Raw genomic sequence first — 18454 nt, 5'->3', positions numbered from 1 at the left:
GGCCGGTATGGCCGGTGCGGCCCCGGCCGGCCGGGGCCTAGCCCGCCGAGATGATCTTCTCGGCGACCGGGGGCGGGACCTCGGCGTGGGCGTCGAACTGCATCGAGAAGACGCCGCGGCCGGAGGTCATGCCGCGCAGGGCCCCGACGTAGCCGAACATCTCCGACAGCGGGACCAGGGCGCGGACGACCCGGGCGCCGGCGCGCTCACCGGTGCCCTCGACCCGGCCGCGGCGGGCGTTCAGGTCGCCGATCACCGACCCCAGGTACTCCTCCGGTGTGGTGACCTCGACGGCCATCACCGGTTCGAGCAGCACCGGACGCGCGCCCCGGACCGCCTCCTTGAACGCCATCGAACCGGCGATCCTGAAGGCGAGCTCGGACGAGTCGGTGGAGTGGAAGTCGCCGTCGAGCAGGATGACCCGCACGCCCGTCATCTCGTGCCCCGCGAGGACGCCGGTCTGCATCGCCTCCTGGCAGCCCGCGTCCACGGACGGGATGAACTCCTTCGGGATCCGCCCGCCGGTGACCCTGTTGACGAACTCGTACCCGTCCTCGATGGGTTCGAGGGAGATCTGCACCTTCGCGTACTGGCCTTTGCCTCCCGTCTGCTTCTGGTGCTTGTAGCCGACCCGGTCCACGGGCCGCCGGATCGTCTCGCGGTAGGCGACGCGGGGCCGGCCCACGTTGGCGCCGACGCCGAACTCCACCATCATGCGATCGATGAGGATCTCCAGGTGGAGTTCGCCCATGCCGCCGATGACGGTCTGCCCGTTCTCGTCGTGGACCTGGAAGGACGGGTCCTCTTCGGAGAGCCGCTGGATGGCGGCGCCGAGCTTCTCCCTGTCGCCCTTGGACCTCGGCTCGATCGCGACCTCGATGACCGGGTCCGGGAAGTCCATGGACTCCAGGACCACCGGGTGCGCGTCGTCGCACAGCGTCTCGCCGGTCGTGGTCTGCTTCAGGCCCATGACCGCGACGATGTCGCCCGCGCCCGCCGACCCGATCTCCTCGCGGCTGTCCGCGTGCACACGGTAGATCTTGCCGATGCGCTCCTTGCGCGACTTGACGCTGTTGAGCACCTGGGCACCGGACTCCAGCCGTCCCGAGTAGACCCGGACGAAGGTGAGCCGGCCCAGATACCGGTCGCTCATGATCTTGAACGCGAGCGCGGCGAGCGGCGCCTCGTCCGAGGCGGTCCCGGCGTCCGGCTGCTCGACGTCCAGCGGCGACGGCAGGTACCGCACGACCGCGTCCAGGAGGGGCTGGACGCCCTTGTCCTTGAACGCGCTCCCGCAGAGCACCGGGGTGACCGCCGACGCGACCGTGAGCCGCCGGATCGCGGCGTGCAGCTGCTCCTGCGACGGCTCGGTGCCGTCCAGGTACAGGGCCATGACCTCCTCATCGTGCTCGGCGACCGTCTCGATGAGTGTGGCGCGCCATCGCCGGGCGTCCTCGGCGAGAGCCGCCGGGACGTCCACGACCGCGTACCCGCCGTCCGACCAGACGTGCGCCCGGAGGGTGACGAGGTCGGCGACGCCCTCGAACCCGGCCTCGGATCCGATCGGCAGCTGCATGACCAGCGGCACGGCCCCGAGCCGCGTACGGATCATGTCCACGCACCGGTGGAAGTCGGCGCCGGCCCGGTCGAGCTTGTTGACGAAGCAGAGGCGCGGCACGCCGTACCGGTCGGCCTGCCGCCACACCGTCTCCGACTGCGGCTCGACGCCCGCGACGCCGTCGAACACCGTCACGGCTCCGTCGAGGACGCGCAGGCAGCGTTCGACCTCGATGGTGAAGTCGACGTGGCCCGGCGTGTCGATGAGGTTGACGGTGTGCTCGGCGCCGTCGACCGCCCAATGGCAGGTCGTGGCCGCCGACGTGATCGTGATGCCCCGGTCGCGCTCCTGTTTCATGAAGTCGAGCGCGGCGGCGCCGTCGTGGACCTCGCCGATCCGGTGCGAGACGCCGGTGAAGAACAGGATGCGCTCGGCGGTCGTCGTCTTGCCGGCGTCGATGTGCGCCATGATCCCGATGTTGCGAACCTTGGCGAGGGCAAGGAATGTGGCTGTCATCGGGAGTCCTCCTTCGCTCTTGATGACGACCGCCGCCGGACAAGATCGTCCGTTTACGGCAAGCGCGACCGTAGCGGTGCGAGCCACACGAAGGCGAAGGGTTTTCGGGCCTAGGGGGTACGGTCCCGGTCGATCCGGGCGAGGGTCTCGATGACGCTGCGCAGGTGGGCGCGGGCGGCGCGTTCGGCGGCCTCCGGGTCGCGGGCGCAGATCGTCTCGATGATCTCCAGGTGCTGCGGAAGGGAGACCTGCGGGCGGCCCGGGTGCATGGCGAGCCTGAACTGGTGGCGGACGCTCTGGGCGCGCAGCCGTTCCAGGACGCCGGCGGCCGTCCGCTGACCGCTGATCTCGCGGACGCGGCGGTGGAGCCGCTCGTTCAGCCGCGAGTAGCCGAGGACGTCGCCGGACGCGACCGCGGCGCGCATCTCCGCACCGACCGCCTGGAGATCCGCGATGTCCTGGGCGGTGGCGCGCTCGGCGGCCTTGGCGGCGCACAGGCCCTCGACGACCATGCGGACCTCGGAGATCTCGACGGCCTCGGCGAGGGACACCGCGCGGACGCGGGCGCCGCGGTTCTGCATGCGCTCGATCAGCCCCTCGTTGGCCAGTTCGAGGAGGGCCGCGCGGACGCTGGCGCGGCTGGCGGCGAACTGCTCGGACAGATCGGCCTCGATCAGCCGCTGGTTCGGGACGAACTCGCCGCTGAGGATCGCCTCGCGGATCCCCGCCACCACGTCGCTCACGGCCGCTCCGAGATTGTCGCCAATTTTGTCGCTCATCTAAGGTAGCTCAGGCAGGGGATCCGTCGTGAAGAGGAGAACGGTATGCCGACCATCGCGGTGCTGGGGCTCGGCGAGGCGGGCGGCGCGATCGGGAACGATCTCGTCGCGGCCGGGGCCGTGGTCCGCGGATACGACCCGGCCGTCCCCGCCCCGGACGGGATGGTCGCGACCGGCAGCGAGGCCGAGGCCGTCGCCGGGGCCGACCTCGTGCTGAGCGTCAACAGCGCGCACGACGCCGTCGCGGCGCTCAGGGCGGGCCTCGGCGCGGTCGGCGGCGGTGCCGTCTGGGCCGACCTGAACACCGCGTCCCCCGGGCTGAAGCGGGAACTGGACGCCGTCGCCAAGGCCTCCGGGGCCCGCCTCGCCGATGTGGCGATCATGGCGCCGGTACCGGGACGCGGGCTGCGCACCCCGATGCTGGCCTGCGGCGACGGGGCCCGGGACGTCCGCCGGGTCCTCGCGCCGCTCGGCGCGTCCGTCGAGGTGATGGACGCCGGGGCAGGGGCGGCGGCGGGACGCAAGCTGCTGCGCAGCGTCTTCTTCAAGGGCCTGGCCGGGTCGGTCGTCGAGGCGCTGGAGGCGGCGCGGGCCGCGGGCTGCGAGGACTGGCTCCGGCAGAACATCGTCGACGAGCTGACGGCGGCGGGCGCGGGCACCGTGGAACGGCTCGTCACCGGGACGTACAAGCACGCCGCCCGCCGCGCCGCCGAGATGGAGGCGGCCTCGGCGATGCTGGACGAGCTGGACGTCGAGCCGACCATGTCCGCCGCCAGCCGCGACCTCCTGACCCGCCTCTCCCGTTAGCCGACGGGAGGGGTGCCGTGGGTGTGGAACGACTCGATCGTCTTCAGGCCCCATGCCTGGCCCTTCGCGCGCTCCGCCTCCGTCCAGGTGATCGTCTTCCAGTCCGGTGCCAGGACCAGGCGGGCGCACGGGTTGCACAGCTCGACGCGGTTGCCGCCCGGCTCGTAGACGTAGAGGAAGAACGTCTGCTGGATGGCGTGCTTGTGCGGTCCCGTCTCGATGAAGACGCCGTGGTCGAGGAAGATGTCGGCGGCGCGGAGGATGTCCTCGCGGGTGTCGGTCGCGAACGCGATGTGGTGCAGGCGGCCGTTGCCGCCCGTCCGGTCCCGCGTGTAGACGAGGTCGTAGGACTTGTTGGTGAAGGTGACCCAGCGTCCGGCGATGGTGCCGTCGTCGAGGCGGATCTGCTCGGTCGGGTGCCCGCCGAGCACGTCCCGCAGGAAGTCGGTGCTCGGCTCGACCTCGGCGGCCAGGAAGTTGACGTGGTCGAGGCGGCGGACGCACACGCCCATCGCCGGGTACGCCTGCGCCTGGTTCTTCAGCGACGGCGCCAGCTCCGGAGGCGCCTGGTACCACTCCGACTCCCAGTAGATCTCCAGCTCGTGGCCGTCGGGGTCGCGGAACACGTACGTCGGGCCGATGCCGGGGTCGCCGTCGCGCCAGCCGATGCCGAGCCCCGCGTCCTCGATCGCCCTGACGCGCCGGTCGAGCGCCTCCTGGCCGGACGCGCGCAGGCCGGTCCGCCGGATGCCCGACGTGCTGTGCGCGGTGAGCTTGAGGGTGTGGTGCTCATAGTCGTCCCACGTCCGCAGGTACACCGAGTCGCCTTCGGTGCCGTTCTCGGTGAGGCCCATGACGCGGGTGAAGAACCACAGGCTCTTCTCGGGTTCGGGTGTCAGCAGCTCGACGTGGCCGACGTGGGCGATCTCGTGCTTGATGGTCATGGTCTGCTCCGGGGGAAGACTGTTCCGTCGAAAAGCTTGCGGGCCGTCCGGACGACGCCGGCCCGCCGGACGGCCGTGCCGTCCAGCTCGACCCGCACGTCCAGACGGCCGGTGGGGTGCTCGATGCTCATCGGGACGCCCGGCGGCGGGAACTCGGCGAGGTCATGGCCGGCCGCGCCGTCGATCAGGACCGCGGTGGCGACGCTGACCGCGCCGAGCACGCCGATCGAGGTGTGCACGCGCAGCGGGATGAACGTGCGGGTGCAGATCATTCCACCGGCGCGCGGCGGCGCGACGAGGGTGGTCTTGGGCACCGGGGCGGCGCCGACGTCGCCGAGGCCCATCAGCTCACCGGCCTGGAGCCGCAGCGACTGGACGCGGTCGCGCAGCGCGCCCAGGTCGTCCGGGGTCTCGTACCCGGTGACGCCGAGGTCGGACGCGGCGGCCACCACCACCGGCATCCCGTTGTCGACGCAGGTGACCTCGACGCCGTCGATCACATCGCGGAGACGGCCGGTGGGAAGCAGCGCCCCGCAGGCCGACCCTTCCGTCTCCGCGAAGTCCAGGACGACCGGTGCGGCGGTGCCGGGCACACCGGAGACGGCGGTGTCGCCGTCGTAGTCGGCGGCGCCGCCGGGCGTGGGGAACGTCGCGGTAGCGATCCCGCCCGAGTTGAGCATCCTGATGCGGACGCTCGTGCGCTCGTCCCCCGCCGCGACCAGCCCGCGCTCGACGGCGAACGGCCCGACGCCGGCGAGCAGGTTGCCGCAGTTCTGCCGGGCGGAGACGACCGGTTCCTCGACGCCGAGCTGGAGGAACAGGTAGTCGACGTCGGCGGCCGCGTCGGCGGAGCGGGAGACGACAGCGACCTTGCTGGTGAGCGGGTGGGCGCCTCCGATCCCGTCGATCTGCCGGGGATCGGGGGTTCCCATGACGCGCAGCAGCAGGTCGTCGCGTCCGGCCGGGTCGGAGGGGAGGTCGCCGGCCAGGAAGTAGGCGCCCTTGGACGTCCCGCCGCGCATCAGCATGCAGCGAACGCCGGCGTTCACTCGGTGTACTCGACGTACTCGACGTACTCGATGCCCATCTCGGGCAGCCGGGCGCGCAACCCGTAGCGGTCGAGGCCGAGTTCGCCGCGCCGGAACGCCTCCCGGGTCGCGGCCTCCCTCTCCTCCCGGGCCTTGGATGCGGCGATCGCGTCCGGGACGCCGCCGCGCGGGACGCAGAGCACGCCGTCGTCGTCGGCGAGGATCACATCGCCCGGCCGGACGGCCTGCCCGCCGATCGTCACCGGGACGTTCACCGACCCCGGCGTCGCCTTCACGGTGCCCTGGGCGCTGACGGCGGCCGACCACACCGGGAAGCCCATCGCGTGCAGTTCCGCGACGTCCCTGACCCCGGCGTCGATGACCAGACCGCGCACGCCCCTGTGCTGGAGCGCGGTCGCGAACAGCTCGCCGAACATCCCGTCGGTGGACGGCGACGTGGTCGTCACCACCAGCACGTCACCGGGCCGGCACTGCTCGACCGCGACATGGATCATCAGGTTGTCGCCGGGCCACGACAGGACGGTCACCGCCGTCCCGCCGATGCGAGAGCCCAGGTGCACGGGACGGATGGACGGCCCGAGGCACCCCGTCCGCCCCATGGCCTCGTGGACGGTCGCGACCCCGTACCCGGCGAGCGCGTCGACCGAGGCGGCGTCGGCGCGCGGCGGGTTCGTGACGACGACCGTCCTCACACCAGGACCCCCGTGGTCTGCGGGTAAAGCCGGACGTACGCCTCGGCCATCGTGCTGTGCGGCAGGCCGAGGTTCGGGCCGGCGTTGCGCTTCAGCTGCACGCCCCGCCGCTTGGCGAGGTCGGTGTAGTAGTCCCACATGTGCTGCTGCGCGGGCAGGCACTCCATGGCCTTGCGCTTGCGGTCGAACACCGCCGTGATGTCGAGCAGCACGTCCGGCTTGAACTCGCACTGCTCCGGCTGGTGCGGCTCGAAGAAGAAGACCGGCGGCGCACCGAGCGGCTCGCCGGGCGCGTCGTATCCGATGGCCTGCGCCAGCACCCGCGCCTGGAGCGCCATCCGCGCCGCCGCCGGATGGTCGCCGTTGTAAGGGTCGGCGAGGGTGTGGGTGAGCACCACCGCCGGCTCGAACTCCCGGTACACGCGGACGAGCCGGTCCACCAGCTCCGGCGTCTCGACGAGCGGGTAGTCCCCGGCGTCCAGGAACTCGATCTCCGCGCCGAGTTCGGCCGCCGCGGCCTCCGCCTCGGCCCGCCGGATTCCCTTGATCTCCGCCAGGCCCTTGCCCGCACGCCACGCCTTCGCCGACTCGCCGCGCTCGCCGAAGCTCAGGCACACCACCTTCGCACGGTCGCCGCGCTCGGCGGCCAGGGCGATCGCGCCCGCCGCGCGCCAGACGAAGTCACCGGCATGCGCACTGATCACCAGAAGGGGACTGGACGGGGCGTCGCTGCTCATGGCAAACCACTCTGCGACGTGTCGCCCAAATTGTCAACAATCCTGAGAACATTAGCGGCGGCGGCTGCGGACCTGGTCGGGCAGGAGGCGACTGAGCCGCAGCAGTTCCTTGTACGGGTCCCAGAGGCCGCGACCATCATCGCGACGATGAGGACGGCCCGCGATCCCGAGCGTGTGACCCACCATGTATCTGACCACGAGGGCCACCACGTGGCCCGCCGGGGGTGTGGGTGTCCGGCGGGCCGCGCGATGGCCGGTTCGGGTGGCGGGTCAGCCGTTGCCCGGGTCCAGCGAGCCGACGGCCTCGGGGGTGAGCTTGGCGGCGCGCTCTCGCTGCGGGAACTCGCCGACGTCGATGCGCGCGACCTCCTCGGCCGTCCGGTAGTCGATCACCGAGATCTGGTTCTTCTCGGCGAGCGACACGTAGCAGTCGTGGCCGTTCGGGCCGGTCTGCGTCCAGTACGGCAGGGCGTCGGTGTCGTAGTGGACGGTCCCGTCCGTGGTCAGGCCGGGACGGGACACGACGGAGACGTAGTCGTCGATCGTCCCGGCGACGCACAGCTTGGTCTCGCCGGCGTTCATGGCCATGCCGTGGTGGGCGGAGTTCTGCGGGTAGTCGTCGGGGCTCAGCGCGGCGCCCTTGTCACTGAACGGCATCTCCACCGTCCGCGTGATCGCGCCGGCCGTCAGGTCGTACTCGACGAACCCGTTCAGGTAGGACAGCTGCGCGTACATGGTCTTGTTGTCGCGCGTGAAGACCGCCGGGCGGATCCCGTACTCGAACTCGTAGGTCCGCAGATGCTCGAACGTGTTCGCGTCCACCGCGGTGACCGACCTCGCCCCCTTGAGCCCGTTGAGGATCTTGGGCAGCGAGGTGATGCCGATGCTGGAGTTGTAGAGGATCGACCCGTCGGGCGAGTAGTCGTTGGCGTGCGGGTAGCCGCCGGTGGCGAAGACCGTCACCAGCTCACCCGTCGCGGTGTCGATGACCTCGGCCTTGCCGGCCGTGGTGGCGCTGACGACGAACTTCGTCCCGTCCGGCGACAGCGCGGCGTGGTCGGCTTTGAAGCCCTCCGTCTTGCGCCGCCACAGCATCCGCTTGCTCGCGATGTCGAACGCGACGGCGTCCGAGAGCACGCCCCGCGAGACGTAGAGGGTCGTGCCGTCCGGGGACACGGCCATGTCGTCGACGAGCTTGCGGTAGCCCTGGATGTTGTTGACGACCTCGTAGCCGATGCGCTCGACCACGTTCATCGCGTCCAGGCGCTCCTGCAGGTCCGGGACGACGTTGATCGAGCCGAGGTTCTCGTAGGTGGCGGTGTCGATGAAGCTGACGGTGCCGCCCTGGCCGTTGCCGACGGCCATCACGTCGCGCAACTGGACGGCCTCCGCCCTGGGGGCGAGGCCGCCGGCCAGCGCCGTCACCGCCGCCAGGAGGGCGCAGACGAGTATCGCGGCAGGTCTTCGGAGACTGAGGGAGGGCATGACTACCTCCTGTCGGGGGTTGGTCTCCAGTCTGAAAACGGCCGTATTCTGACTTGGTTACTGGACGGTAGGACAAGGGGGCGCTCGACACAAGGCCCATATGCGGGAAAATGCCGTCTCGGGTGTGGAGGGAGCGACGTGGCAGGCAGGCGCACGACGCCGACCGGCAGGTACGGCGGCCGCTCGGCCGCCGAGCGGCGCGCAGAGCGGCGCCGCAGATTCCTGGACGCCGGCCTGGAACTGTTCGGCCGCGGCCCCGGCTACCGGGCCACCACCGTCGCGGCCCTCAGCGAGGCGGCCGGCCTGTCCACCCGGCAGTTCTACGAGGAGTTCAGCACCCTGGAGGACCTGCTGGCCGAACTCCACCTGGAGGTCAACGACACGGCGGAGCAGGCCGTCCTCACCGCCCTCCCCGGCGTCGAGGGCCTCCCCCTGGCCGAACGCACGGCCCGCCTCTTCCGCGCCTACGCCGCCAGCATCACCGCCGACCGCGCCCGCATCCGGATCGCCTTCGTCGAGATCATCGGCGTCAGCCCCCGGATGGACCGCCAGCGCCTCGCCCGCCGCGCCCGCTGGATCGAGTTCATCTGCGCCGAAGCGGCCGCCGCCGCCGAACGCGGCGAGATCGCCGACCGCGACTACCGGATCGCCGCCGCCGCCTTCACCGGCAGCATCACCGGTCTCCTGCACGACTGGGACGCCGGCTGGGTCGAAGCCTCCCTCGACGAACTCATCGAAGAACTCGTCCTCCTACTCCTCGGCCGCCTCCACGCCGCCGACGCCTGACCCGGAATCGACGACCGCGTCTCACCCGTCCCCGTAAGGGATCGATAGAGCGCTCGTCAGCACGCCCTTATCAGGGTTGACGCATAAGGAGCGCTTCGGCTACAAGCGCAACGGGGGCCTTACAGTTTCACACCGGTGGTTCCGGGGACGGAGGACGATCTTGACGAGGGTCGTTTCCGCGGCGGACGGGCGAGAACTCGCCGTGGAGGAATGGGGGGTCCCGACCGGTTTCCCGGTCTTTCTCCTGCACGGCACACCCGGCAGCAGGCTCGGCCCCATCCCCCGGCCCATGGTCCTGTACCAACTCGGTATCCGGCTCATCAGCTTCGACCGCCCCGGTTACGGCCGCTCGGACCGGATGGCCGGACGTGTCGTCGCCGACATCGCCGCCGACGTGCGGCTGCTCGCCGACGCCCTGCACCTGGAGGAGTTCGCCGTCCTCGGACGGTCCGGCGGCGGCCCGCACGCCCTCGCATGCGCGGCACTGCTCCGCGGCCGCACCACCCGCGCCGCGGCGCTGGTCGGGCTCGCTCCCCCGCAGGCGGAAGGCCTGGACTGGTTCGAGGGAATGGCACCGGCCAACACCAGGGAGTACATGGCCGTCCGGGGGCAGGGACCGCTCGTCTCGGCCAGGCTGCGTTCGATCGCCGACCGGATCCGGGCCGACCCCGCCCAGCACGTCGCGAACCTCTTCGCCGGGCTGACCCAGTCGGACCGCCGGGTCATCCTCGAAGCCGGTATGCGCAGGATGCTGCTGGAGACCTTCACCGAGGCGTTCCGCACGTCCGCCGACGGCTGGATCGACGACCTGCTCGCGTTCTGCGCGCCGTGGGGCTTCGAACTCGGCGACATCGTCGTCCCGACGATGCTGTGGCACGGCGCGAACGACACCTTCTCGCCCGCCGGGCACTCCCGGTGGCTGGCCGACCGGATTCCGGGCTCGACCGTCGTCGTCCAGTCCGGTTCGGCGCACTTCGGGGCGTTCAACGTCCTTCCGGACGTGCTGACGTGGCTCACCCGGCCCGAAGGCCACCGCTCAGAGCGGCTGTAGTTCGAGGTCGCGGTCGACGCGGACACCATCGCGCGCCTCCGCGATGAGCGGATGCGGATGCCGCTCGGCGAGGACCAGCAGTCCGGTCACCGCCCGTTCGCGCAACTCCCCCGCTTCCGACACGCGGCCCATCCCCTCCAGCGTGATCGACAGGTTGGACCGGCAGGTATGGGTGTCGGGATGCTCGTCCCCCAGCACCTGGGACAGCCTGGCCAGCGCGTCGCGTTCCGTCGCCTCGGCCTCCTCGTAGCGCCGCGCGTCGCCCAGGCAGTTCGCGTGGTTCCCCGCGGCGAGCGGGACGAACGGGTGCTCGTGGCCGAGCAGCCGGCCGAGCGCCGCGACGGCCCCGGCGGTCAGGTCGCAGGCCTCGTCCAGGTCTCCGGTGCGGCGCAGGTGGTACCCGAGGTTGCTCTCGATCATCACGGTGTACGGGTGGTCGTCGCCCATCTGGGCCCGGTGCGTGGCGAGCGCGGCGCGGGTGCGGTCCCGGCCCCCCCGACCAGGTCGCCCATCTCCGCCATGCAGGCCGCCACCTCCAGGTCGGCGGGCAACGCGTCCGGCGACGTCGGGAAGTACCGCTGGTAGCGGGCGTAGGTCTCCTCCGCCAGCGCCAGCGCCTCCTCGCGGAGACCGGCCCTGCGCAGCGACCTCGCGAGGCTCTTGGCCGTCCGCAGCGTGTCGAGGATCTGGTCGCCGAGCACCTCCAGGTACCGCCGGTAGACGTCCCGCAGGATGGCGACGGACTCGTCGAAACGGCCGGCCTCCCGCAGATCCCGCGCCACGTTCGCCTCGGAGAACAGCGTGTAGGGGTGGTTCTCGCCGAGCTCGGGGGAGGCGCGGCGCCGCTCCAGGGTCTGCTCGTCGTAGCGGTAGGCGCTGCCCCAGTCGCCGGTCAGCCGGTAGTCGAGCGCCAGGTTGTGCGCGACCATCAACGTGCGCGGATGGTCCTCCCCCCACGGCGTCGCGGCCTGTTCGTACGTCCGCCGGTCCAGCGCGAGCGCCTCCCGGAACCGGCCCTTCGCCCGCAGGTCGGCCGCCAGGTTGCCAGCCGTGATGAGCGTGTGCGGATGAGTCGGGCCGAGCGTCGGCGAGCTCTGCTGCCGCTGCAGCACGTCGCCGTCCAGTTCGTACGCCTCGTCGTAGTGGCCCTGCGAACGCAGCAGCCGGCGCTCGGCCGAGCACGGGCACAGTGTCGCGCGCTGGTCGGTGTTCCTGGCCTCCCTGGAGGCGTTCGGTCTGGTCGCGGCCGTGCTCAACGCGGTGGGCATGCTCGGCCTCGACCTGCCGGGAATCGTGGCGGCCGTCGCGGCGGGCGGCCTCGCCTGGGTGCAGACCCGGCAGCATCAGCAGCTCGCAACCGCGTACGGCATCGCGGCGCAGGAACTCGCCGAGATCGCCTCACGCGTCGAGTGGCCGGATTCGGAAACCGAATGGGCGCACTTCGTCGACGAGGTCGAGGAGGCGATCTCGCGGGAACACACCCTCTGGTGGGCGTCCCACGTATGAACCATCGGAGGCACATGCGAATCGCCGTCACCGGGCACCGGGATCTCGACGGCCCGACCACCGCCATGGTGGACGCCGCGATCCGCGCGCGGCTGCGCAGGCAGCGCACGCGCGACATCGTTGGCGTGTCGTGCCTGGCCGCCGGCGCCGACCAGATCTTCGCCCGCGCCGTCCTCGACCTGGGCGGCCGGCTGGAGGTCATCGTCCCCGCCACCGGCTACGCCGCGGCGCTCGGCGTCCCGGCGCGGCGCGGCTTCGAGGAACTGAAAGCGCGTGCCTCCCGGGTCCGTGCTCTGAGGCATCACGTGCCCGGCCCCGGCCCCTACCGTGACGCCGGGCTGAAGATGCTCGACCGAGCCGACCACCTCATCGCCGTCTGGGACGGGGACCCGGCGCGGGGGACCGGTGGGACTGCGGAGGTCGTCGAGTACGCCCGCAGGGCGGGTGTGGTCGTGCACGTCATCTGGCCCGCGGGCGCTCGGCGCACCGGGACGGCGCGCGGTGGTGGCTGAGGGGGGTCAGAGGCGTCGGCCGACCTCGTACAGGCCGGAGGCGGCCGGGGTGATGACGGCCAGGCGGGCGCCGCCGGGGTCGGTCATGACGGCGAAGCGGCCGGGGCGGACGTCGGTCGGCGGGAGGTGGATCCGCGCCCCCAGTTCGGCCGCACGCTCGGTGGCGGCGTCGCAGTCGGAGACCCAGAAGTACGGGGTCCAGTGGGACGGGAAACCGGGCGGCCACCGTTCGTCCATGACGTGCATGCCCCCCACCGACCAGTCACCGATCTTCCAGTTGGTGTAGTGCGTCACGTAGTAGTCGCGTTCGACGGCCGTCCAGCCGAAGACCTCGCCGTAGAAACGGCGGGCCTCTTCGACGTCGGGGCAGGCCAGCTCGACCCAGCACATCGCGGACGGTTCGTTGAGGGCGCCTGCGCCTTTGAGGTTGTAGGCCTGCCAGAGGGCGAAGTAGGCACCCTGGGAGTCGGAGCACTGGGCCATCCGGCCGAGGTCGGCGATGTCCATGGGCTCGACGAGGACCTGGCCGCCGGCGGCGCTGACGGCGTCGAGCGTGGCCGTGAGGTCGTCGGTGCGGAAGTAGATCGTCCAGGACGAGCGCTGCGAGTCGTCGGCGAGTTCGTACATGCCGCCGATCTCCGGGCCCTGGATGTCTCCGAGGGTGAAGATCTCGTACTCCCCCATGTGGCCGGTCAGCGTGTAGGTGTACCAGCCGAACAGCTCGCAGTAGAAGTCCCTGGACGCCTCCAGGTTCCGGCTGGCCAGCTCGACCCACGACGCAAAACCGGGGGGAAATTCGGTCATCTCGGACATCGCAATCCCCTCGAAGCTCGCATGCCCTTCACGCTAGGAACGCGGGCGCAATCTCCGTTGTCGAAAACCGCCAAGCCCATCTCAATGTTTCAGATGCTGACCACGGTCTGGAGCAGGCCCCAGACGAAGCGGGCGACGAAGGTGCCGCCCGGTGTGGTGACGGTCGCGTGCCACCGGCTCGGCACGTCGCCGTCCTGGTGGGCCGCCGTCCCGAAGCACGCGTCGACGTCGCCGACCACGCACGACCACGGGACGAGGTCGTCGACGGTCTCCAGGCGCGGTACGGGAACGCCGTCGTCGCGGACGAGCCATTCGTGCGTGACCGACCCGTCCGGCGCCATCATGATCTCGAAGCACAGGCCGGGCCACAGGGGCAGCGGCGGCCACCGGGCGACATCGCAGGCGACATCGCCGAGCCGCCGCTCCGCGACCGCGGCGGGCGGGCCGAGGACGACCTCGTAGCGGCGCCGCCCCCGCGGGAACGCCCGCGACCTCAGGATGCGCTGCCAGCGGGCGTTGACCTCCCGCATCTCGGTGCGGGAGGCGCCCAGTTCGCGCATCGCGTCCTCGACGAGGCCCGGCTGGTAGTCGGCCATCCGGCGGAGCAGCACGAGCTGGAACTCCCGCCGCGCGAAACCCTTCATCACCGGTCATTATCGCCGGGCCGCCGCCTGCGGTACCGCGATCGCGGCCCCGGGGCCGGACATGCGGGGTCGGGGTGTGCCGGCTCCGGCGGCGTCAGGACTTGCGGGCGCCGATGGAGGCGGCGATGGCGGGCCAGCTGCGGACCAGCTCACGCCTCCAGTACTTCCAGTTATGCATGCCCGGCCCGTACAGGTTGGAGGTCACCGGGACACCCGCCTTCTTGGCGGCCGCGACGAAGTTCTCGGCCATCGTGCCCGAGAGTTGCTCGCCGATCCGGCCCGCGTCGTGCGGGGGCGCGTCCGGCGGGTCGAAGGGGCCGGGCTTCCCGTTGCCGGACGAGACGTAGACGCCGGTGCCCTTGAGCTTGGACACCATGACGGTCGCGTCGTGGGCGCGCCAGTTCGCCCGCGCGGTGATCGGGTCACCCCAGATCGCGGTGCCCGCTTCCCTGTTCATGGACGTCAGGATGATCGGCATGCCCGGGGCGGTGATGTTGAGGGCACCGCTGTAGGACGCGGCGTACTTGAACATCCCGGCGTGGCGCTCGGCGTAGGTGATGGCGCCCTGCCCACCCGACGACAGGCCGATCGCGGCGCGCACCGATCCGGCGTGGAAGTTGCGCTCCATCAGCGGGATGACTTCGCGGATGTGGAAGGTCTCCCACTCGGGGATGCCGCCCTTGCCGCCGTTGTACCAGTTGGTGTACGAGCCGTTCCAGCCGCCTTCGGGCATGACGACCATCGCGTTGTACGGGCCGATGACCTGCTCGATGTTGGAGTCCTTCGTCCAGGACGTGTACTTGTTGTTGCCGCCGTGGTAGGCGTACACGACAGGCCACGTCTTGGTGGTCTTGGACTTCCAGCTCTCCGGGACCATCACGCGCGTCTTCACCTCGGCACCGAGCGCCGGGGACGCGATCGTCACGTCGAAGATCCGCGAGTTGATCTTCTTGACACCGGTGATGGCGGCGCCGTCGGGGGCCTTGGCGTAACCGCCGGCGCCGGCGCCGGCGGGCAGCTTCGGCTTCTTGCCGCGGTTGGTGGCGTTGGTGTCGGGGTTGCCCGGAGCGGGAGAGCCGCCACCCGTCTTGAACGGGTTGGTGTTCAGCGGCACGGTGGGCAGTTCGGACGTCTTCGGCGACTTCGTCGGGGACGCGGCCCCGGGCGCCGACGGCTGCGTCGCGGGGCCGAACGAGGGCACCGGATCGGTGTTGCCGCTCGCCCCCGACAGCTTCTTCGGCACACCGACGCCGGCCTGCGCGAGGCCGACCATGACGGCGGGCAGCAGCACGGCCGCCGCCGCCGTTCCGGCGATGGCGATCTTCCTGTCGGTACGCTTCTTCATGGACTCCCCAGCCGGCTCAGGCCGCCCTGGGCCCGACGCTCCACTCGAACGTCGAAACTACTGTCCCCGCAGTCGCAGCCGCAAGTATTGTCAATGAATGCAATAAAGGCGAGATGTTCGTGACGCTGCGTCACGTGGCTCCGGTCACACCGCCTGGCCGGGACGGATCGACTGAGCGTGCCGGAACACGTTCAGCGGGTCCCAGTATCGCTTGATCTCCTGCAGTTTCGCGTAGGCGTCCTTGTAGTAGAGCGTCTCCCACGACTGACCGGACTCGTTCCACCGCTCGTCGTTCAGGTCGGTGTCCGGATACCCGATGTAACAGCCGTCCGTGACGTCGCCGCCGGCCACGGGTACACCGCCGGTTTCGGCGAACGTCGCCTTGTAGGTGTCGCGGATCCATGCGATGTGCGTGTCCTCGCCGGCGTCCTGCCTCGTCCAGTAGACCTGGTACTGGAGTTTCAGGATGGAATCGCGTTGCCGTACCGCCGTGTGGTGCAGGGGGCTGTTGATGGCGCTGCCGTACGAGTCGACCTGGATGAGCGCCTGCTTGTTCACGTAGTCGGTGTACTTTTCCTTGCCGAGGTAGGCCCACATCGCGTTCATCTGCTGTTCGGTGAACGGTCTCCGCAGATAAGCGGACTTGTATTTTCCGCAGCGGTTCTCCCCGCTGGCGTTCAGCGCCTGCGTGGCCGTCAGCCACGGCATCACACGGGGAATGTCCAGGTGGACGGAATGCTCGCCCATCACCGACCTCATTCTCGTCGCCGACGGCCCGATCCGGCCATCGACGGCCTTGATGAAGTCGGTCATCGCCTGCGGCCCGTCCGGGTCGTCCACGTCCACCTGCGCCAGCAGCCCGATCTGGCCGTTGCTGACGTGGTTGAGCTTGAGCAGCGCGAAGAGCTTGCCGGCCGCCGCGGACGCGTCCTGATGTGCGTGGAAGTACTCCCCGTACGCGGTCACGAGTGCGGTGAACTCGTCCTTGGTGAAGTCCTTCCAGTCCCAGGCGAGAGCGGTCAGCAGCACCTGCTTCGGCGGCTCGGGCAGACCGCGGAACCAGAACCGGGTCACCACACCGAAGTTCCCACCGCCGCCGCCGGTGTGCGCCCACAGCAGCTCGCGCAGCCGTTCGTCGTCGTCGTCGCGTCCGGCCACGACGAGCTTGACCGTCCTGTCCGCGTTCACCACCGCCACCTCCACGGCGTAGAGGTAGTCGACGGTCAGCCCGTGCTGCCGGGACAGGAGGCCGAACCCGCCCGCCGGTATGTGCCCGCCGAGGCCCACCGAATAGCACGACCCTCCCGGCAGCGCCTTCCCGCTGACCGGATACAGGTGGCTGTAGACGTGCCAGTTGGTCGCCCCGGCCTCGACGCAGTACGCCTGCATCCCGCTGTCGTACGACACTCCGCACATCGGGCTCACGTCCAGGATCACCCGCACGTCGCCGCCGCACACGAAGTCCTCGTAGCAGTGCCCGCCGGCCTTCACGGTGATCCGTGTCCGTTCCGGGTCCGCCGGGACCTCGTTCACCGCCTCGGCGAGCGCCACCCGGACCTCCTCGGGCGTCCGCACGAGCCGCACGTACTCCGGCTCGGCGATCCACCGCTGGTTGAACCCCCGGCTGAGCGCCGGATACCGCTTGTCACCGGGACGGACGACCGTCGTGGGCAGTGAGTGATGTTCATCCGGTCTGTTCCCGGAGACCAGTACGGCCGGATCCCACCGAGGATGAAAGTCATTCATTTGTTGAGATCTCGCTCATGGGAGCATCGCCTCCGCGCGCCTCGGAGCACCAACGCGAAGGTCCCTGCCCATACATCCCGATGAGCAATCAGGCGGTGACACACAGTTGACCTGCCGGAGAGGTCGCCGCCATGCCGGCGAGAGCGAACCTGCCATCGCCCCTCATGCGCCGCGGACGGGCACGGGCCTGGCCGGATCGGGCTCCAGGTTCACGCACCCGTGACCCCGGCGGGGTGGGAAACCGGGGTCACGGGTGCGAGGTCCGGCTCAGCAGACGTCGGGCCGGCCGGTCCTCGGGGTCGGGATGGGATCAGGCGAAGTCGTACGTGGCGGAGACGGTGGCGGAGCCCGGGCAGAGCCAGCCGCTGGTCTTGTTGACGGTCTGGTCGGCGAACTCGACCGTGACCGGCAGGTCGGTGCCGGTGAAGCCACCGCTCAGGTTCCCGCCGTAGGTGCAGCCGATGGCGCTCATCGCGAAGCCGTTGATGCTGGCGACGCCGTTGTCGAGGCTGCCGCTCCAGGGCAGGCCCTGGGGCGTGACCGTGACACCGCAGCCGCTGACCGAGGCCGATGTGATGGTGAGGTTGCCGGCACTGTCGATGGTGCCGCTCAGCGTGGAGCCGGTGCACTCGGCGGCGATCCCCGCGTCGATGACCATGGTTCCGTTGAGGGTGGCCGTGAAGTCACCGGCCGTCCAGGCCATGGCGGGGGTGGCCGTCGCGGCGATGGCGAGGGCGGCCGCGGCTGTGGTCGATGCGACCGCGGCCAGCTTCTTCGTGGTGCGGGACAAGGGAGTCCTCTTTTCGAACGGTGGGCGTCGCGCCTGCACCCGAAGGAACGGGGTGGGTGATCCTCGACCCATGCGCCGCCTCGCCCGTGGCCAATGGGCTGCGGGCGTCGCGAACCGAGGAACGGGAGCTGGGAAACCGTCGTGTCCGCATCGACGCGAGGCTTCCGAACAGCAAGTAGAACGCGTTCTATCGAGAACAATAGCAAAAGCGACGAGATGGTCAATACCCGGACAGAGATACACTTGGTGAGCCCGAAGAGTGCAGCGCAAACATGAGAACCTGTTACAGAGTCCGGTCGGGGCGCACGACCGGTATCCCGGAGAATGAATCGAATTCGGCCAGCCAGATCCCGCCCTTTCGGACATGTACACGGCGGGCGCGACCGCACAGGGGCGGTCGATCCGGGACTGAAATTTCACAATGGCCCTGATCTGCTTCGAATATTGATGTGCGGTGACCCGCCTTTGGAACTCTGGCCTGGTGTTTCGTGTGCCGGGCGGGCCTTTCGGGCGTTCCGGCGGGTGGCCGGCCGGGCATTGTCAGGCGGGCGGTTTCCGTTCATCGTGACGGCACCGCCAGCGTCCGTGAGCGTCCTTGACCTCGATCTTTCACGCTGCTGAAGCGTCTGCCTGAACGGCGTGACGAGCGTCCCCGGGAGCGGGTTTTCGGTGTCGGAGCATGCTGATGGCCCGG

19 protein-coding genes are annotated in these 18454 nt (G+C 70.4%); 5 read left to right on the top strand and 14 right to left on the bottom strand.

The window, feature by feature from the left end:
* Positions 1 to 37: 37 nt before the first annotated feature.
* Both fusA and ACGFIS_RS28060 read right to left on the bottom strand, forming a co-directional pair.
* Entirely contained in the window at positions 38 to 2074 is a 2037-nt protein-coding gene (fusA, locus tag ACGFIS_RS28065) for an elongation factor G (protein ID WP_392973128.1), read from the bottom strand.
* Positions 2075 to 2184: 110 nt separating this feature from the next.
* Positions 2185 to 2853, bottom strand: a complete 669-nt coding sequence (locus ACGFIS_RS28060) for a GntR family transcriptional regulator (protein ID WP_392901098.1) — start codon at positions 2851 to 2853, stop codon at positions 2185 to 2187.
* Between the two features lie 45 nt (positions 2854 to 2898).
* Here ACGFIS_RS28060 and ACGFIS_RS28055 point away from each other — a divergent pair, with 45 nt between their 5' ends.
* Positions 2899 to 3660 carry a DUF1932 domain-containing protein gene (locus ACGFIS_RS28055; protein WP_392901096.1) on the top strand — a complete coding sequence of 254 codons (762 nt, stop codon included), beginning with the start codon at positions 2899 to 2901 and terminating at the stop codon, positions 3658 to 3660.
* Here the strand turns inward: ACGFIS_RS28055 and ACGFIS_RS28050 are convergent.
* From ACGFIS_RS28050 to ACGFIS_RS28030, 5 genes are all read right to left on the bottom strand, one after another.
* Positions 3657 to 4604: a catechol 2,3-dioxygenase gene (locus ACGFIS_RS28050; RefSeq protein WP_392901094.1), complete on the bottom strand. Its 948-nt coding sequence runs from the start codon at positions 4602 to 4604 to the stop codon at positions 3657 to 3659. The genes ACGFIS_RS28055 and ACGFIS_RS28050 overlap by 4 nt on opposite strands.
* Positions 4601 to 5653 carry a 4-oxalomesaconate tautomerase gene (locus ACGFIS_RS28045; RefSeq protein ID WP_392901091.1) on the bottom strand — a complete coding sequence of 351 codons (1053 nt, stop codon included), beginning with the start codon at positions 5651 to 5653 and terminating at the stop codon, positions 4601 to 4603. Before ACGFIS_RS28045 ends, ACGFIS_RS28050 begins: the two co-directional genes overlap by 4 nt.
* Positions 5650 to 6345, bottom strand: a complete 696-nt coding sequence (locus ACGFIS_RS28040; RefSeq protein ID WP_392973126.1) for a 4-carboxy-4-hydroxy-2-oxoadipate aldolase/oxaloacetate decarboxylase — start codon at positions 6343 to 6345, stop codon at positions 5650 to 5652. The genes ACGFIS_RS28045 and ACGFIS_RS28040 overlap by 4 nt, the downstream gene beginning before the upstream one ends.
* On the bottom strand, positions 6342 to 7082 hold the full coding sequence (locus ACGFIS_RS28035) for a PIG-L deacetylase family protein (protein ID WP_392901087.1): 741 nt from the start codon (positions 7080 to 7082) through the stop codon (positions 6342 to 6344). Before ACGFIS_RS28035 ends, ACGFIS_RS28040 begins: the two co-directional genes overlap by 4 nt.
* A 270-nt stretch (positions 7083 to 7352) precedes the next feature.
* The gene (locus tag ACGFIS_RS28030) at positions 7353 to 8567 is read right to left on the bottom strand and encodes a YncE family protein (RefSeq protein WP_392973124.1); all 1215 of its coding nucleotides are present in this window, start codon (positions 8565 to 8567) and stop codon (positions 7353 to 7355) included.
* A gap of 138 nt (positions 8568 to 8705) precedes the next feature.
* On the opposite strand from ACGFIS_RS28030, the gene ACGFIS_RS28025 reads away from it, so the two are divergent.
* Both ACGFIS_RS28025 and ACGFIS_RS28020 read left to right on the top strand, forming a co-directional pair.
* Positions 8706 to 9353: a TetR/AcrR family transcriptional regulator gene (locus ACGFIS_RS28025; protein WP_392901083.1), complete on the top strand. Its 648-nt coding sequence runs from the start codon at positions 8706 to 8708 to the stop codon at positions 9351 to 9353.
* A gap of 160 nt (positions 9354 to 9513) precedes the next feature.
* A complete protein-coding gene (locus ACGFIS_RS28020; protein ID WP_392901081.1) occupies positions 9514 to 10404 on the top strand; it encodes an alpha/beta fold hydrolase in 891 nt (296 codons plus the stop codon).
* On the opposite strand, the gene ACGFIS_RS28015 is transcribed toward ACGFIS_RS28020, so the two are convergent.
* Both ACGFIS_RS28015 and ACGFIS_RS28010 read right to left on the bottom strand, forming a co-directional pair.
* Positions 10390 to 10851, bottom strand: a complete 462-nt coding sequence (locus ACGFIS_RS28015) for a tetratricopeptide repeat protein (RefSeq protein WP_392973122.1) — start codon at positions 10849 to 10851, stop codon at positions 10390 to 10392. The genes ACGFIS_RS28020 and ACGFIS_RS28015 overlap by 15 nt on opposite strands.
* A complete protein-coding gene (locus ACGFIS_RS28010) occupies positions 10824 to 11672 on the bottom strand; it encodes a tetratricopeptide repeat protein (protein ID WP_392973120.1) in 849 nt (282 codons plus the stop codon). The genes ACGFIS_RS28015 and ACGFIS_RS28010 overlap by 28 nt, the downstream gene beginning before the upstream one ends.
* Between ACGFIS_RS28010 and ACGFIS_RS28005 the strand changes: the two genes are divergently transcribed.
* Complete coding sequence (locus ACGFIS_RS28005) at positions 11611 to 11910, top strand: SLATT domain-containing protein (protein ID WP_392901077.1); 300 nt, start codon at positions 11611 to 11613, stop codon at positions 11908 to 11910. The two genes, ACGFIS_RS28010 and ACGFIS_RS28005, sit on opposite strands and share 62 nt — an antisense overlap.
* A gap of 14 nt (positions 11911 to 11924) precedes the next feature.
* The gene (locus ACGFIS_RS28000; RefSeq protein WP_392901075.1) at positions 11925 to 12422 is read left to right on the top strand and encodes a hypothetical protein; all 498 of its coding nucleotides are present in this window, start codon (positions 11925 to 11927) and stop codon (positions 12420 to 12422) included.
* Between the two features lie 6 nt (positions 12423 to 12428).
* Here ACGFIS_RS28000 and ACGFIS_RS27995 read toward each other — a convergent pair whose 3' ends face one another.
* From ACGFIS_RS27995 to ACGFIS_RS27975, 5 genes are all read right to left on the bottom strand, one after another.
* A complete protein-coding gene (locus ACGFIS_RS27995) occupies positions 12429 to 13226 on the bottom strand; it encodes a VOC family protein (RefSeq protein ID WP_392901073.1) in 798 nt (265 codons plus the stop codon).
* A 98-nt stretch (positions 13227 to 13324) separates the two neighbouring features.
* Positions 13325 to 13879 carry a hypothetical protein gene (locus ACGFIS_RS27990; RefSeq protein WP_392901071.1) on the bottom strand — a complete coding sequence of 185 codons (555 nt, stop codon included), beginning with the start codon at positions 13877 to 13879 and terminating at the stop codon, positions 13325 to 13327.
* A gap of 94 nt (positions 13880 to 13973) precedes the next feature.
* Positions 13974 to 15224 (bottom strand): alpha/beta hydrolase-fold protein, encoded by a 1251-nt coding sequence (locus ACGFIS_RS27985; protein ID WP_392901069.1) that lies wholly within the window; start codon positions 15222 to 15224, stop codon positions 13974 to 13976.
* 144 nt (positions 15225 to 15368) lie between these two features.
* Positions 15369 to 16970, bottom strand: coding sequence for an FAD-dependent oxidoreductase (locus ACGFIS_RS27980; RefSeq protein ID WP_392901067.1), 1602 nt, complete (start codon positions 16968 to 16970; stop codon positions 15369 to 15371).
* Positions 16971 to 17280: 310 nt separating this feature from the next.
* Complete coding sequence (locus ACGFIS_RS27975; protein ID WP_392901065.1) at positions 17281 to 17760, bottom strand: hypothetical protein; 480 nt, start codon at positions 17758 to 17760, stop codon at positions 17281 to 17283.
* Positions 17761 to 18454: the final 694 nt, after the last annotated feature.

It is taken from the genome of Spirillospora sp. NPDC048824 (assembly GCF_043198455.1).
Taxonomy (GTDB): domain Bacteria; phylum Actinomycetota; class Actinomycetes; order Streptosporangiales; family Streptosporangiaceae; genus Spirillospora.
This window is presented reverse-complemented; position numbering and strand designations above follow the sequence as displayed.